This window comes from uncultured Xylophilus sp. (genome assembly GCA_913776965.1).
GTDB lineage: Bacteria > Pseudomonadota > Gammaproteobacteria > Burkholderiales > Burkholderiaceae_C > Xylophilus.
Window position 1 is genome coordinate 49895 of the sequence record CAJYQL010000123.1, and the last position, 13681, is coordinate 63575.

Sequence of the window (13681 nt, forward strand, 5' to 3'; positions counted from 1 at the left end):
AGCAACAGTCGCATAGACGTGAGGCAAGCGGAAGGCAGGCATGCGCCATGCGCAACGCAACGCCTAACCCTTCCATCGAAAGGACGCTGCCCGGCAAGCCGGTCAACGCCCCTCATGTCAAACGTTGGGCGTCATAGGAAGAACATGGATCACTTTGAAAGCTTGGTCTGCACCCTACTCGAAACAGACGGGTATTGGATACGCCGCTCATTCAAAGTCAGCCTTACCAAGGAAGAGAAAAGAGAAATTGGGAAGCCATCAATTCCGAGACCAGAAATCGACATCCTCGCTTTCCGGTTCGAGAAGAACGAAGTGGTAGCGATGGAAGTCAAGTCGTTCCTAGACTCAGGCGGCCTCGCTCTAAAACAACTGCAAGCTGAACACGAAACACCGGAAGGGCGCTACAAGCTCTTCACGTCAAAGCGCTATCGAACGATAGTCCTCGAAAGATTGCATCAAGATCTGATCGCGTGCGGGATGGCCAACGAACAAACGAAAGTGGTTCTGGGGCTGGCGGTCGGAAAGGTTCATCAGAATCGCAGCGAACCCATACAACAGTTCATGCAAGAGAAAGGGCTGCTCTTCTGGTCTCCTGAAGACATAAAGAAGAGAGTCACAGCCCTGGCGGATCGAGCGTACGAGAACGATCCCGCAATCCTGGTGGCGAAGGTTCTCCTGCGATGACGCCCAACCCTTCCGTCGAGAGGACTCATCCCGACAAGCCGGGCCGAGCCTCTCATGTCAAACGTTAGTGCAGCGGCACAGCGAGGTACAAAACCCCGAGAGCCTCCGCCATGTCGGCCAGCCGGCGGTCCAGGGTCCACAGGACTGCCTCGGGCGTCAGGATCGTCGAGGCCAGCAAGGTCAGGTCCACCAGTCCACAACCGCGGTCGTATAGCTGCTCACGGTCCAGGAAGGCGATGACCTCCCCGACCGTGGCTTGGCTGGCCGGCGCCAGATCGGCTAGGTCGCGCAGTAGGGCGGTGCGCTGCGGTGGTGTTCCGCAGGCGATCTCGCCCAGCACCATGGGATGCATCAGCACCCGGTCGGCCTCCAGCAGTGCTGCAAGCGCGTCGTTACGCTGCCGGAAATGCGCGATCCAGACGGAGGTATCGACCAGGACCCTCACGCGGGAGCATCCTCGCGCCGGCGCGGAACATCGGCCAGGTCAGGGGCCGTCCCGCCCAGCGCAGCCAGCCGCCGGCCCGCCTGCACGCGGACGAAGGTCTTGACCGCCTCGCGGAACAGGTCGGCCTTGTCCATGGTCGGATCGGCCACTTCCAGGGCGCGGTCGTACAGGGTGTCGTCGATGGTGACGGTAGTGCGCATGGCTTTCCTCATCAAAATCGGCATCATCATGCATCAGATTGATGACTGATGGAACGGCCTTGGTCGTCTGCCGACACTCGACGGTTCATCCGGCGCTGAACAGTGGAGTATCCCAACGCGCCGCGTGCCCAGCAAAGTCTTCACTCGGCAATGCCTGGCAGGCCGCGACCAAAGCGTGCGCCGTCGAATCGTCCACCGCCGGCGCAAACGCCCGCAACCGCGCCTGCAGCCCTTCCCAGGTGAACGGGTCCTCCGGATCGCCCCGCCGCAGTTCCCGGTACGCACGCACCTCCCGCCCGTCGCGCAGCACGATCCGCACCTCGCTCGGCCGCTTCTGCGGGAACGCCTTCTGGTACTCCGGCTCGGTCCGGACCGTGATGCGCCCGGCCAACGCCTGCAGGGCCGGGTCGTCGAACGCGGGCGCTTCCACGTCGGCGATGCCGATGCTGCCCCGCGTCAGCAGCACCGCGACCAAATAGCGCAAACAGAAGCTCGCCTCCGACGCCTTGGCCGGCCAGTGCACGCCGGCGATCTTCAAGGCGTGGGGAAAGATCGCGATGTCCACCGCCTGTATGTCGGCGGCGGCGATGCCGTGCTGCTGGATCAGCTCCAGCGTCGCGTCCAGCGGGGTGAACAACATGGCGCAGGCGGGCCAGGCCTTGATGGTGGCGGTGTGGATGCGCGCCGGGGCATCCAGGTCGCCGTCCAGAGCGGACAGCGGGCCATTGCCCGACAGTGCGGCGTACAGGCCGCGCGGGCCGGTGACGAACGCGCGCGCACCGGGCAGGCCGGCGCGGGCGGCGTAGGCGGCGGTCATGCCGTTGCGCACCGCGAAGGCGGGGTGCAGCGACTTGGCTTCGTGCGCGTCGTCGTCCACCAGCTGCCACAGGCCGGCGGCCTGGGTGGCGGCGATGCCGAGGGCGTGGTGCAGCCGCGGGGCGTCCAGGCCCAGCGCCAGGCCGGCGGCGGCCGCGGCGCCCACCGCGCCCGCGGTGGCGGTGGCGTGGAACATGCCGGCGTGGCCCGCGCCCATCGCCTCGCCGACGCGCAGCGCGACTTCGTAGCCGCCGACGATGGCCTGCGCGACCTGGCCGTTCGTCAGGCCCAGCGCGGGCGCCAGCGCCAGCACCGGGGTGATCGCGACCACGCCGGGGTGCAGCATCGCGGCGCGGTGGGCGTCGTCGATCTCGCGCAGGTGGCAGATGCCGGCGTTGGCGAAGGCCGCGGCCATCGGGGTGGCGCCGGCGGCGTCGCCGAACGTCGCGGCCGGCCCGTCGCCCGGGAACAGCTCGCGCGCCAGGCCGCGCAGCGTGGCGGCGGCGGGCAGGTCTATCGCCGACCAGCCTGCGGTGAACCAGTCGAGCAGTGCCTGCGACAACCGTTCGCGCGTGGCCTGCGGCATCGGGCGCGCGGCCTGCGCCAGCACGTGCGCAACCAGCGTGGCTTCGGGCAGGTCGCCGTTGCGGGGGGCCGGGGCGTCGCCGGAAGAGGAGTCGGTGGAAAGCGCCATCGTCGTCTCCATTGTTTTATTGAATGAAACATCTTTCATTATATAAAATGACACGCATCGCCACCGGAAGCCCGCTGCCATGACGCTCTCGATCCAGTCCTTCTTCGATGCCGGCACCTCGACCTTCACCCATGTGCTGGACGACGGCGCCGGCGATTGCGCGGTGATCGACCCGGTGCTCGGCTTCGACCCGCATGCCGGCCGCACCGACCCGCGGCCGGCCGAGGCGGTGGGGGCCTACCTGTCGGCCCGCGGGCTGCGGCTGCAGTGGCTGCTGGAGACGCATGCGCATGCCGACCACCTGTCGGGCGCACCCTGGCTGCAGCGGCGCTTCGGCGGCACGCTGGCGATCGGCCGCGGGATCACCCAGGTGCAGCAGGCGTTCCGCGGCATCTTCCACGCCGAGGACATGGCGGCCGACGGCTCCCAGTTCGGCCGCCTGTTCGCCGACGGGGAGACCTTCGCCATCGGCCGGCTGCAGGCCACCGCGCTGCACGTGCCCGGCCACACGCCGGCCGACGTGGCCTACCGCATCGCCGACCCCGAGGGCGGGCCGGATGCGGTCTTCGTCGGCGACACGCTGTTCATGCCGGACCTGGGCACCGCCCGCTGCGACTTTCCCGGCGGCGACGCACCGACGCTGTTCCGCTCGATCCGCCGGCTGCTGGCGCTGCCGCCGGAGACCGCCCTGTACCTGTGCCACGACTACCCGCCCGCCGGCCGCACCGCCACCTGCCGCACCACGGTGGCCGAGCAGCGCGCGGCCAACATCCATGTGCGCGACGGGGTAGACGAAGCCGCCTTCGTCGAGCGCCGACAGGCGCGCGATGCGACGCTGGCGCTGCCGGTGCTGATGCTGCCCTCGGTGCAGGTGAACATGCGCGCCGGGCGGCTACCGCCGGCGGAGGCGAACGGCACGGCTTATCTGAAGATTCCGGTCGACCGGCTGTGAACGCGGCGGTGCGCGGCGTGCCGGCGCCAAGGCATCGCTCCTGAAACGATAGCTGCTTGCGCCGCAGCGACGGGCGCTGGAGGCGGATTTGTGTCGTATCCGGTGCTGCGCATACACCAGGTGACAGGCGGCAGTCACAGGGACGCCCGCCGATGCCGGCGAGCCGGCGCCCTCGCCCCGGCTGTCATGCCCGGGTCACGCGGCGCGGGCACCGTGGCGGATTCGGCGGGACGTCCGGTTCCGCGTCTTCCCCATCCTGTGCTCCCCGCGCCGTCTCCACCATGGTCCGCCCTTCCGCTCCCGCTACTCCCGCCCTGCCGGCCGCCCGCCGCCTGCCCGCCTTCGCCGCCGTGCTGGCCGTCACCGCCGCGATGCTGGCGCTGCCCGCCACTGCCCAGCAGGCGCCGGCCACGCCCGCCGCCGCTGCCGGCACCGCGCCCGCCGCGCCGCCCGTCGCCTTCCCCGCCACGCTCGCCGGCCATGCGCTGCTGCCGGCCCGCAGCCTGGTGCCCGCGCCGGCGGACGCACCGGCCGACCTGCGCAGCAGCGGCAAGTTCACCACTGGCCAGCGGGTCGAGCAGATCGGCAGCGTCGAAGGCACCTCCGCCGGCCGCAAGACCGGCGTGTCGCTGCCCTTCGCCGGCCAGCCGCTGCAGGGCCATTCGGGCATCAAGCGCATGGCCGACGGCACCTTCTGGGTGCTGACCGACAACGGCGCCGGCGCCAAGGCCAATTCGCCGGACTTCATGCTGTACCTAAACCACTACCGCATGGATTTCCAGGCCGGCACCATCGAGCGGCTCCACACCGTCTTCCTGCACGACCCTGACAAGAAGGTGCCGTTCCGCATCGTCCAGGAAGGCACCGCGCAGCGCTACCTGACCGGCAGCGACTTCGATCCCGAGAGTTTTCAGTTCGCCGGCGGCTCGCTCTGGATCGGCGACGAGTTCGGCCCCTTCCTGATCCAGGCGGATCTGCAGGGCAAGGTGATTGCGGTGTTCGACACGCTGGTCGACGGCAAGCCGGTCCGCTCGCCCGACCATCCGGCGGTGCTCACCCCCGGCGCGCCCGACGCGGCGCCGGCGGCCGCCCAGCGCTTCGACATCAAGCGCAGCAAGGGCTTCGAGGGCATGGCCGCCTCGCCCGACGGCAGCCGCCTCTATGCGCTGCTCGAAGGCCCGGTGTGGAATGCCGACACCAAGGACTACGAACGCATCGGCGGCAAGGAAGCGCTGCGCGTGCTGGAGTTCGATACCCGCGCGGCCCGCTGGACCGGCCGGTCTTGGCGGTACCCGCTGGAGGCCAACGGCCACGCGATCGGCGACTTCAACATGGTCGATGCGACCACTGCCCTGGTGATCGAGCGCGACAACGGCGAAGGCACCGCCGCCCGCGCCTGCCCGCCGGGCGAGAAGCGCGGCGACTGCTTCCACGACCTGGCGAAGTTCAAGCGCGTCTACAAGATCGAGATGACCGATGCGAACGCGGGCGGCGCAGTGCGCAAGATCGGCTACATCGACCTGATGAACATCCAGGACCCGCAGCGACGCGCCCGCACGCCGCTCGACGGCGGCGTGCTGACCTTCCCGTTCTTCACGATCGAGAACGTGGACGTGGTCGATGCGAACCACATCGTCGTCGGCAACGACAACAACCTGCCGTTCTCCAGCAGCCGGTCGCCGAACCAGGCGGACGACAACGAGATGGTGCTGCTTGAGGTGGGGGCGTTCCTGCGGGCGCCTTGAGGACGGCACGCCGTCTGTAGGCGGCGTCGGCGGCGACGGTTGGACAGGTTCTTCACCCGGAGCAGCGCTGCGTCCGACCCCGGGCGGATATCCGCAGGGCCATCCTGCCGGCATGACTGATCCACGCAATGTCGCGCACGACAAAAAAGTGCAACAGGAAAAGAAGAAACACGGCGAAGAGATCGCACCCGGTGCGATCCACGCACCGCAGCCGGGCCAGAAGCCTGCGTTGCAGCGCGACGAGTCGGACGATGCCGCCGACAAGGCAGACAAGGCGGACAAGGCCGACAAAGGCGACAAGGGCGCGAAGCAGGACCACGCGAAGTAGCCTTCGGTTCATTCCTCCCGTCGAGTCCATCACCTGCCCGGACGGCCGTCGGCCCTCCGGGCATCGGCACGAAGGGAGCAGGTGGGCCGTGGGAATGCAGGAAGCGCGCACCGCCATCGAGTAGTACGAGCGGGCCGTCGGCAGCACGAGGCAACCGCCGCAGTCGGTGGACGCGCTGACCGCCCGGCTGCTGGCGGCCCAGACACGCGGCACGCTGGCCCAGCGGGTACGCGAGGTCGTCGAGGACAATGCCGCGCGCGCCGCCTGAGGCTGGCCGACGCCGCCTACCTGGGCGACGCACGCGAGGTCGCCGACGGCGGTCCGCGTCTGGTGGCCGTGCGGACGGCGTGCGACACCACGCTGGTCGATGCGCCGCTGCCGCCCTGGGCGCAGGCGATGCGGGGCGCCGGCTGACCGGACCGCCGCCGCAGGCGGGCGACCATTGCGCGAGCGCCCGCTACTTTTTCGATAGCTGCCAGCGCATGTCCCGTGGGCGCTGGAGGCCGATTCGTACCGAAACGCCCGTCGCCGCCCGCATTCCCCGCGCATTCATCCCCGCATCAGCGCCTCGATCTCGCCGCCCTCCACCGGCACGCCGCGGGTGATCAGCTCGCAGCCGTCCTCGGTGACGACCGCGTCGTCCTCGATGCGGATGCCGATGTTCCAGAACTCCTCCGGCACACCCTCGCCCGGCCGGACATAGAGGCCCGGCTCGATGGTCGTGACCATGCCGGGGCGCAGGATGCGGCTCGGCCGGCTTTTGACCGTCTCGCCGGTCAGCGGGTCGCGGCGCTCGGTCACGGTGGCGGTCTCGCTCGGCTCCACGTAGCTGCCGCAGTCGTGCACGTCCATGCCCAGCCAGTGGCCGGTGCGGTGCATGTAGAACGGGAAATACGCGCGTTGTTCCACCACGTCGTCCACGCTGCCGACCGCGTCGGCCCGCAGCAGGCCGAGGTCGAGCAGGCCCTGCGACAGCACCCGCACCGTGGCGTCGTGCGCGTCGTTGAATCGGTTGCCGGCCTTGGTCGCGGCGACGGCCGCGGCCTGGCTGGCCAGCACCAGGTCGTAGAGCGCGCGCTGCGGGCCGGTGAAGCGGCCGTCGGCCGGGAAGGTGCGGGTGATGTCGCTCGCATAGCCGTCGAGCTCGCAGCCGGCGTCGATCAGCACCAGCTCGCCCGCACGCACCGGCGCCGCATCGGCGTGGTAGTGCAGCACGCAGGCGTTGGCGCCGGCGGCGACGATGGAGTTGTACGCCGGCGCCTGCGATCCGCCGGTGCGAAAGGCGTGCAGCAACTCGGCATCCAGGTGGTATTCCCGCACGTCGCGGCCTTCGCGCAGCAGGCGGGCGCTGGTCTGCATGGCGCGGACATGGGCCTCGGCGCTGATCTGCGCGGCGCGGCGCATAGTGGCGAGCTCGTGCGCGTCCTTGACCAGCCGCATCTCGTCCAGTGGGCCGCACAGGTCGCGCTGCTGCTCGGGGCAGAGCGCGCCCATGCGCAACCGGGCGCGGACCTGGGCGAGCCAGCCGTCGACCTGCGTCTCCAGCCCGGCATGCGTCGCGAACGGGTACCAGACGGCGTCGCGGTTCTCGAGCAGCCGCGGCAGGCGGGTGCCGAGCTCGTCCACCGAGAACGCCTCGTCCACCCCCAGCGCGGCGGGCGCGGCCTCGGGGCCGAGCCGGTAGCCGTTCCAGATCTCGCGCTCCAGGTCCTTGGGCGCGCAGAACAGCGTGGAGCGGCAGTCGCCGGTCAGCACCAGCCAGGCGTTCGGCTCGGTGAAGCCGGTGAGGTAGTGGAAGTAGCTGTCGTGTCGGTAGAGGAATTCGCTGTCGCGGTTGCGGGTGCGCTCGGGCGCGGTCGGCACGAGGGCGATGCCGTCGGCGCCGAGCGAGGCGGCCAGGCGTGCGCGGCGGGCGGCGTGGATCGAGGCGGTGGCTGTCATGGCGGTGCAGAAGGAAGGGAACGGGCCATTGTCCTCCCGTGCGGCCCGTCCCGCCCCGGCCCCGCCGCTACGCCAGCCGCGCGTGCAACTCGTGCCGGGAGTGGATGCCGAGCCGGGCGAACGCGCGGTTGCGGTAGGTCTTGACGGTCGGCACCGCGAGCGCCAGATCGGCCGCGATGCCGTCCTGCGTCATGCCCTGCAGCAGCCGCACGCAGACCGCGCGTTCGCGCACGGTGAGCGCCGGGCAGACCTGCTGCAGGCGCGCGTCGAAACCGGCCGCCGGCGGGCCGGCCGGCAGCTGCGCGGCCAGCACGGTATGCCTGCGCACCAGCGCCAGCAGCGGCAGCGCAAGAGCGCCGAAGTCGTCCAGCGCGGTGTCGGTGAAGGCGCGCTGGTGGCCGTGCCGGTAGAAGTTGACGGCGAACACGGTGCCGTCGGCCTGCGCCTCGGCGACGGAGATGCGCTCGGCCATGCCGTGCGCCTCGTAGACCTTGGCCCGGTGCTCGGCCGACACCTCGCCGGCCGTCAGGTGGCAGAGCAGCGGCGCACGGGCCGCGGCCGCGCCGGTCGGCAGGCTGCGGTCGCGCCGGTGCGGCCCGCTCAGGTAGGCGCGCCAGCAGTCGTGGGTGGTGTCGGGCACGCCGCGGCTGGCCGACAGGAACAGCCGGGGCGCGGCGCCGACGCGGTAGACCGACCAAGACGCCGCCGGCAGCAGGTCCTGCATGCCGTCGAGCACCGCCTGGCCGAAGTCCGGGCTGCCGACATGGCCGACCCAGTCGGCCAGCACCCGGCTGCGCCGGTCGGCGACGGGTGCGGGCTGCCAGCGTCTCATGCCTGTCATCTTCCGGGATGACAGCCGCCCGTTGCCCCCGGACTTACGCTAGCCGCATGACCGCGCCGCCCCTGCTGACCGTACCGCTCGCCGCACCCGCGCTGCGACCCTTCGCCGACCTGCGGGTGACGGTCGGCGCGCCGCAGGATGCGGGATGCGGCCCGCGCGGACGGCGCAGGCTGATCCCGATCACCGGCGGCGAGATCGCAGGCGACGGCTGGCGCGGCCGGGTGCTGCCGGGCGGCGCCGACTTCCAGTCCATCGCCGTGGACGGGCTGACCGACCTGGATGCCCGCTACACCGTCGAGACCGACGCCGGCGAGCTGCTCTACGTGCACAACACCGCCTTGCGCAGCGGCCCGCCCGAGGTGATGGCGCGGCTCGCACGCGGGGAGCCGGTCGATCCGGCGCAAGTGTATTTCCGCTGCGCGCCGCGCATCGAGACGGCCGCCGCGTCGTTCGCCTGGGTGCACGCCCGCATGTTCGTCGGCGTCGGTGCGCGCTACCCGGACCGGGTGGAGATGCGCTTCTTCGTGCTCGACTGACCGTGCGCCTGCTGCGGGCCGCCGTTCGCTTCCATTCCGCCCTCCCTTGCACTGCCCATAAAAACCACCGGAGACCGTCATGCCCCTCGCCCCGTCCACCCCCCGCCAGCCGCGCCGCGGCCTGCTCGCGGCCGCCGTGCTGCTCGCCGCCGCTGCGACCGCCCTGCCGGTCGTCGCGCAGACGGCCGCCGGCTATCCGGCACGGCCGGTGCGCATCGTCGTCGGCTTCCCGGCCGGCACCGGGCCGGACATCGTGGCGCGGCTGCTCGCGCAGAAGCTGTCGGAAGGCTGGGGCCACCAGGGCGTGATCGTCGACAACAAGCCGGGCGCCGGCGGCCTGATCGCAGCCGGCGAGGCGGCACGCGCCGCGCCCGACGGCTACACGCTGCTGCTCGCCGAGACCGGCCAGCTGAGCATCGCGCCCAACAGCTACAGCCGCCTGCCCTACGACCCGAAGAACGACTTCGTGCCGGTCAGCCAGGTCGCGACCTCGGACTTCGTGCTGCTGGTCAATCCGCAGAAGACGCCGGCTCGCACGGTGCGCGACTACGTGGACTGGAGCCGGCAGCAAAAGGGCCTGTTCCTCGCGACCTTCGGGGCGGGCACGCCGGGCCATTTCGGCGCCTACATGTTCGGCGACGCGGTCGGCCAGCAGCCGGAACCGGTGCACTACAAGAGCACCGCCGACGCGCTGTCGGGCCTGTATGCCGGCGACGTGTCGGGCGTGTTTGCGACGGTCGGCCTCGCGGCGCCGAACGTGAAGGCCGGCAAGCTGGTCGCGCTCGGCAGTACCGGCGCCACCCGCAGCCCGTCGCTGCCCGACGTGCCGACCATCAAGGAACAGGGTTATCCGGGCCTGGAGTTCACTGCCTGGTTCGGCATCGTGGCCCCGGCGAAGACGCCGGCCGACATCGTGCAGAAGCTGAGCGCCGACATCGTGCGGGCGGTGCAGTCGGCCGACGGCCGGCAGAAGCTACTGGATGCGGGCTTCCGCGCGACCGGCACCGACCGCGAGGCGTTCGCCCGCACCATCGCCGCCGACACCGCGACCTGGGGCAAGGCGGTCGCCGCGACCGGCTTCAAGGCCGACTGACGCTTTGCCGGCACGACGTACGCAGGCTCAACCTGCGGTGCGCTCCAGCTCCGCCAGCCGCTCCGGCGTCCCTACGTCGGTCCAGGCGCCGGTGAACAGCGTCGCGCCGACCCGGCCGTCGGCGATCGCGGCGCGCAGCAGCGGCGCGAGCGGTGCGGCGACGCCGTCGGGATTGCCAGTAGGCAGCGGGCAATACGGCGCCGCGAACAGGGCGCGCCGGTACAGCCCGATGGTGGAATAGGTGTATCGCGGCGCCGCATCGTCCGCCGCCGGGTCGGTCGCCCGGCCTGCGGCGTCGATGCCGAAGTCGCCGCGCGGGTGGTGCGGCGGGTTGGGCACCAGCCATAGGTGCGCCAGCCGGTCGCTGGCGGCGAAGCGGGCCATGGCGGCCGGATCGAACACGAAGCCCGGCGCATGCACGTCGCCGGCCGCAAGCCAGAACACGTCGGCGAGTTGCGGCAGCGCCCGCACGATGCCGCCGGCCGTCTCCAGCGCCGCACCGTCGCCGCGCGGCTCGGAGGAATACACGATGTCCAGCGGAGCCTGCCCGCCGCCCACCGACAGGTGCGGGCCGACCTGCGCTTCGATCCGGTCGCCCAGCCAGCCGGTGTTGACCAGCAGCCGCCGCACGCCGCCGGCGGCCATCGCCTCCATCGTCCACTGCATCAGCGGCTTGCCGCGCAACGGCAGCAGCGGCTTGGGGCAGTGGTCGGTCAGGGGCCGCATGCGGCTGCCGCGGCCGGCGGCCAGCAGCATGGCGGTGGCGGGCGCGTGGGCGGGATCGGTGGGGGCATTCATCGCGCCGGATTATCCCCATCGGATGCAAAAGAGCGCCTTGCGCAGGCGGGGCCTGCGCAAGGCGCTATCGTTTGAGGAGCATCAGCCCCGTGGTGTCAATGGAAGAACAGGGCGATCAGGATGATGATCGGGATCGGCACGCCGAGGAACCAGAGCAGAAGCGAACGCATGGAAGTCTCCTGAAAAAGGGGGAATGGACGGACGGCATCAGAGGTCGCGCTGGCGGCCACCCCAGGTGGCGGCGAAGCTGGCGACGAAGGCGCCGACCAGCAGCGAGACGAAGAGCCACAGCGAGGCGGTCGCGCCGGCCTTGCGGGCGGTGTCGGCGGCTTCGCGGGCGGTGCGTTCGGTGTCCTGCAGCTTGGCCTTGGCACGGCCGTAGACGTCGGTCACCCGCTTCTCGGCTTCCTGTTGCGACAGGCCGGTGCGCTGGGCGACGATGCCGCCGACATAGCGCACGTCCTCGGCCGGCAGGGCGTCGGCGCGCAGGCTGTTGACCAGGATGCGGCCGACTTCCGTGACCGTGGCGGCGTTGACCGGCTCGTTGGCGGCCGGACGCGGCGACGGACTCGGAGCCGCGGGCGCCGGTGCGGCAGCCGGGGTGCTGCCGGCAGCAGTGGTTTCGGTGGCGGGCGTGTCCGGCGTGGCGGCGGCATCGCTGCCGGCAGGGGCCGCGGTAGCGGCAGCCGGGGCGGGCTGCGCACTGCCGGTATCGGCCGGGCGGAACAGCGAATCGATGAAGTAGTGGTACCCGGCCATCGCCGACGGACCGCTGGTGGCGCCCGACGTGCCGCCCGCAGCGGATGCAGCCGCACCGGCCACGCCGGCGGCTCCCGCACTGACCGCCGTGCCGGCCACCGCCGCACCGGTCTTCGCGCCGGCGCCGAGCACGCTGCCGATAGCCGAGGTCAGGAAGGCGGCGGTCACCAGCGTCGCCACCGCCCAGGCCAGGAAGCCGTGCACCGTGTCGCGGAAATAGACCTCGTCGGCCTGCACCGCCACCCAGCGGGTGCGCAGCCGGCCGGCCAGGTAGCCGCCCATGCCCGATGCGGCGAGCTGCGTGAAGGTGATCCACACGATGCCCGCGATGCCGAGCGTGCTCGCCCCCGCGCCCTGCGACGCCCAGGGCGACGCCGACGACAGCCCCAGTCCGGAACCGAGCAGCAGCAGGATCAGCGACAGCGATGCGGCGCCGACGGCACCGGCGAAGACGGCGCCCCAGGCCACGGCGCTGGCGGATGCCGCGCCTGCGGCCGGGCGGTCCTGCCACGGACCCGTGTCCACAGCGGCAACGGAGGGAGGAACAGTGTTCATGGTGCAGGCCTCGCAGTGGAAAGTCCTGCACCGTGCACCCGATATGCCCGCCGTGCTGTGGGCGACGGGGGCATCGGCACGTAGTCTGCGGCCCCGGCATGTGCGCCGCGGGGGCCGCCGATACGGCGTCAGGTGGCGGTCACTGAAGAGTGATGCGGAAGGCGCCGGCGGCGCAGGCCGCGGTGTACGTGTAGCGCAGGTTGGCAGCGCCCATCACACCGCCCTGGCCCGCCACGCTCTGGCTGACCGCGGCGTTGTCGGCACTGCAGGAGCCTGCGGCGATGCCGGTGATGCAGTAGTCGATGTTGAGCGGCACGGTGAATCCGGCCGACGACACCGTGCCCTGCACGTTCACGCCGCAGGTACCGGTGCCGCCGCCGGCCCCCGTTCCGCCGACGGCCAGACCGTTGCCATCGAACGCGAAGGTCACGGTGCTGCCCGGGTTGGCGGCCCGGTACGCGTTGTTGAACGGTCCGGTGAAGGCCTGCCATTGCGCGGTGTTGTACGTCTGGCTGGTGAAGGTCTGCAGGGTGGTGCTGCTGTCCTTCAGGTACTGCGACAGCCCGCGCAGCACCTGGCCGTAGGCGTTGAGTTGCGCGCCCGACACCATCGGCACCGTGGACGCGAGGTTGACGCCGGTCAGCTGGAACTGCCGGCCGATCGCACCGAGCGAGGTGTTGAAGGCGCTGCTGTTGACGCCGGTGGCGGCGGTGCCGAAGGCGTAGGTATAGGCCAGTGTGGTCAGGGGTGTCACCACACCGGTCACATCGCCACCCGCGGCATTCACGACGGCGCGCATCGGCGCTGCCAGCGTGGTGGTGGCCCCGGTGGCCTCGTCCACATAGGTGCCGCCGCTGACCTCGACGATCGCATCGCCGGTGTACGCGACGGCGACGCTGTAGGTCCCGTCGGCCCGGGTGGTGGTGGTGCCGACCACCGCGCCGGTGGCGGCGTTGCGCACGGTGACCGATGCCTGCGCGACGGGACCCTTGACCGCGGCACCGGAAATGGTGGTGCCCGTGGCGGGCGCCGGTGCGGGTGCCGGCGCGGGCGACGGTGCAGGGGTCGGGCTGGGTGCCGGGCTCGGGGATGGGGTGGGTGCGGGGCTCGGCGCCGGCGCGGGGGCAGGCGTCGCGGGGCCGCTGTCGCTGCCGCCGCAGGCTGCGAGCAGCAGACCCAGCGCCATGGTGGCGCAGCCTTGAAGGACAGTGGTGGATGGCATCGAAAGACTCCGGTCGGCGCCTGGGCGCAAGAGTTGCAGACCCGGCGATTCTTCGCGGCGCCCCCGGTGCGC

At 71.2% G+C, this 13681-nt stretch carries 14 protein-coding genes; 6 read left to right on the forward strand and 8 right to left on the reverse strand.

Annotated features, from left to right (window positions below):
• The first annotated feature begins 144 nt into the window (after positions 1–144).
• Positions 145–684, forward strand: a complete 540-nt coding sequence (locus QZ500_RS17265) for a hypothetical protein (RefSeq protein ID WP_295856936.1) — start codon at positions 145–147, stop codon at positions 682–684.
• Positions 685–748: 64 nt separating this feature from the next.
• Here QZ500_RS17265 and QZ500_RS17270 read toward each other — a convergent pair whose 3' ends face one another.
• From QZ500_RS17270 to QZ500_RS17280, 3 genes are all read right to left on the reverse strand, one after another.
• On the reverse strand, positions 749–1129 hold the full coding sequence (locus tag QZ500_RS17270) for a PIN domain-containing protein (protein WP_295856937.1): 381 nt from the start codon (positions 1127–1129) through the stop codon (positions 749–751).
• Positions 1126–1329 (reverse strand): type II toxin-antitoxin system VapB family antitoxin, encoded by a 204-nt coding sequence (locus QZ500_RS17275; RefSeq protein WP_295856939.1) that lies wholly within the window; start codon positions 1327–1329, stop codon positions 1126–1128. Before QZ500_RS17275 ends, QZ500_RS17270 begins: the two co-directional genes overlap by 4 nt.
• An 85-nt stretch (positions 1330–1414) precedes the next feature.
• Positions 1415–2839, reverse strand: a complete 1425-nt coding sequence (locus QZ500_RS17280; protein WP_295856941.1) for an MmgE/PrpD family protein — start codon at positions 2837–2839, stop codon at positions 1415–1417.
• A 79-nt stretch (positions 2840–2918) separates the two neighbouring features.
• Here QZ500_RS17280 and QZ500_RS17285 point away from each other — a divergent pair, with 79 nt between their 5' ends.
• The 3 genes from QZ500_RS17285 to QZ500_RS17295 all read left to right on the forward strand — a co-directional run bounded on the left by QZ500_RS17285 (position 2919) and on the right by QZ500_RS17295 (position 5864).
• The gene (locus tag QZ500_RS17285; RefSeq protein WP_295856943.1) at positions 2919–3791 is read left to right on the forward strand and encodes an MBL fold metallo-hydrolase; all 873 of its coding nucleotides are present in this window, start codon (positions 2919–2921) and stop codon (positions 3789–3791) included.
• Between the two features lie 281 nt (positions 3792–4072).
• The gene (locus QZ500_RS17290; protein WP_295856945.1) at positions 4073–5536 is read left to right on the forward strand and encodes an esterase-like activity of phytase family protein; all 1464 of its coding nucleotides are present in this window, start codon (positions 4073–4075) and stop codon (positions 5534–5536) included.
• A 112-nt stretch (positions 5537–5648) separates the two neighbouring features.
• On the forward strand, positions 5649–5864 hold the full coding sequence (locus tag QZ500_RS17295; RefSeq protein WP_295856947.1) for a hypothetical protein: 216 nt from the start codon (positions 5649–5651) through the stop codon (positions 5862–5864).
• A 549-nt stretch (positions 5865–6413) separates the two neighbouring features.
• Here the strand turns inward: QZ500_RS17295 and QZ500_RS17300 are convergent.
• Together QZ500_RS17300 and QZ500_RS17305 are read right to left on the reverse strand one after the other, a co-directional pair.
• Positions 6414–7805, reverse strand: coding sequence for an aminopeptidase P N-terminal domain-containing protein (locus QZ500_RS17300; RefSeq protein ID WP_295856949.1), 1392 nt, complete (start codon positions 7803–7805; stop codon positions 6414–6416).
• 67 nt (positions 7806–7872) lie between these two features.
• Complete coding sequence (locus QZ500_RS17305) at positions 7873–8637, reverse strand: helix-turn-helix transcriptional regulator (RefSeq protein ID WP_295856951.1); 765 nt, start codon at positions 8635–8637, stop codon at positions 7873–7875.
• A gap of 56 nt (positions 8638–8693) precedes the next feature.
• Between QZ500_RS17305 and QZ500_RS17310 the strand changes: the two genes are divergently transcribed.
• The gene (locus tag QZ500_RS17310; protein WP_295856953.1) at positions 8694–9182 is read left to right on the forward strand and encodes a DUF3237 domain-containing protein; all 489 of its coding nucleotides are present in this window, start codon (positions 8694–8696) and stop codon (positions 9180–9182) included.
• Positions 9183–9261: 79 nt separating this feature from the next.
• A complete protein-coding gene (locus tag QZ500_RS17315; RefSeq protein WP_295856955.1) occupies positions 9262–10275 on the forward strand; it encodes a tripartite tricarboxylate transporter substrate binding protein in 1014 nt (337 codons plus the stop codon).
• Positions 10276–10302: 27 nt separating this feature from the next.
• Here the strand turns inward: QZ500_RS17315 and QZ500_RS17320 are convergent, their stop codons facing one another.
• From QZ500_RS17320 to QZ500_RS17330, 3 genes are all read right to left on the reverse strand, one after another.
• Positions 10303–11073 (reverse strand): nucleotidyltransferase family protein, encoded by a 771-nt coding sequence (locus QZ500_RS17320; RefSeq protein ID WP_295856957.1) that lies wholly within the window; start codon positions 11071–11073, stop codon positions 10303–10305.
• Between the two features lie 207 nt (positions 11074–11280).
• Positions 11281–12387, reverse strand: a complete 1107-nt coding sequence (locus QZ500_RS17325; protein ID WP_295856959.1) for a hypothetical protein — start codon at positions 12385–12387, stop codon at positions 11281–11283.
• Positions 12388–12526: 139 nt separating this feature from the next.
• A complete protein-coding gene (locus QZ500_RS17330; protein WP_295856961.1) occupies positions 12527–13609 on the reverse strand; it encodes a hypothetical protein in 1083 nt (360 codons plus the stop codon).
• Positions 13610–13681 lie beyond the last annotated feature (72 nt).

Bases quoted from the DNA above. Each gene is read 5' to 3' on its own strand.
- QZ500_RS17305 (WP_295856951.1), bottom strand. From the start codon at position 8,637: ATGAGACGCTGGCAGCCCGCACCCGTCGCCGACCGGCGCAGCCGGGTG.
- QZ500_RS17310 (WP_295856953.1), top strand. From the start codon at position 8,694: ATGACCGCGCCGCCCCTGCTGACCGTACCGCTCGCCGCACCCGCGCTG.
- QZ500_RS17320 (WP_295856957.1), bottom strand. From the start codon at position 11,073: ATGAATGCCCCCACCGATCCCGCCCACGCGCCCGCCACCGCCATGCTG.
- QZ500_RS17285 (WP_295856943.1), top strand. From the start codon at position 2,919: ATGACGCTCTCGATCCAGTCCTTCTTCGATGCCGGCACCTCGACCTTC.
- QZ500_RS17290 (WP_295856945.1), top strand. From the start codon at position 4,073: ATGGTCCGCCCTTCCGCTCCCGCTACTCCCGCCCTGCCGGCCGCCCGC.
- QZ500_RS17295 (WP_295856947.1), top strand. From the start codon at position 5,649: ATGACTGATCCACGCAATGTCGCGCACGACAAAAAAGTGCAACAGGAA.
- QZ500_RS17330 (WP_295856961.1), bottom strand. From the start codon at position 13,609: ATGCCATCCACCACTGTCCTTCAAGGCTGCGCCACCATGGCGCTGGGT.
- QZ500_RS17280 (WP_295856941.1), bottom strand. From the start codon at position 2,839: ATGGCGCTTTCCACCGACTCCTCTTCCGGCGACGCCCCGGCCCCCCGC.
- QZ500_RS17265 (WP_295856936.1), top strand. From the start codon at position 145: ATGGATCACTTTGAAAGCTTGGTCTGCACCCTACTCGAAACAGACGGG.
- QZ500_RS17300 (WP_295856949.1), bottom strand. From the start codon at position 7,805: ATGACAGCCACCGCCTCGATCCACGCCGCCCGCCGCGCACGCCTGGCC.
- QZ500_RS17315 (WP_295856955.1), top strand. From the start codon at position 9,262: ATGCCCCTCGCCCCGTCCACCCCCCGCCAGCCGCGCCGCGGCCTGCTC.
- QZ500_RS17275 (WP_295856939.1), bottom strand. From the start codon at position 1,329: ATGCGCACTACCGTCACCATCGACGACACCCTGTACGACCGCGCCCTG.
- QZ500_RS17325 (WP_295856959.1), bottom strand. From the start codon at position 12,387: ATGAACACTGTTCCTCCCTCCGTTGCCGCTGTGGACACGGGTCCGTGG.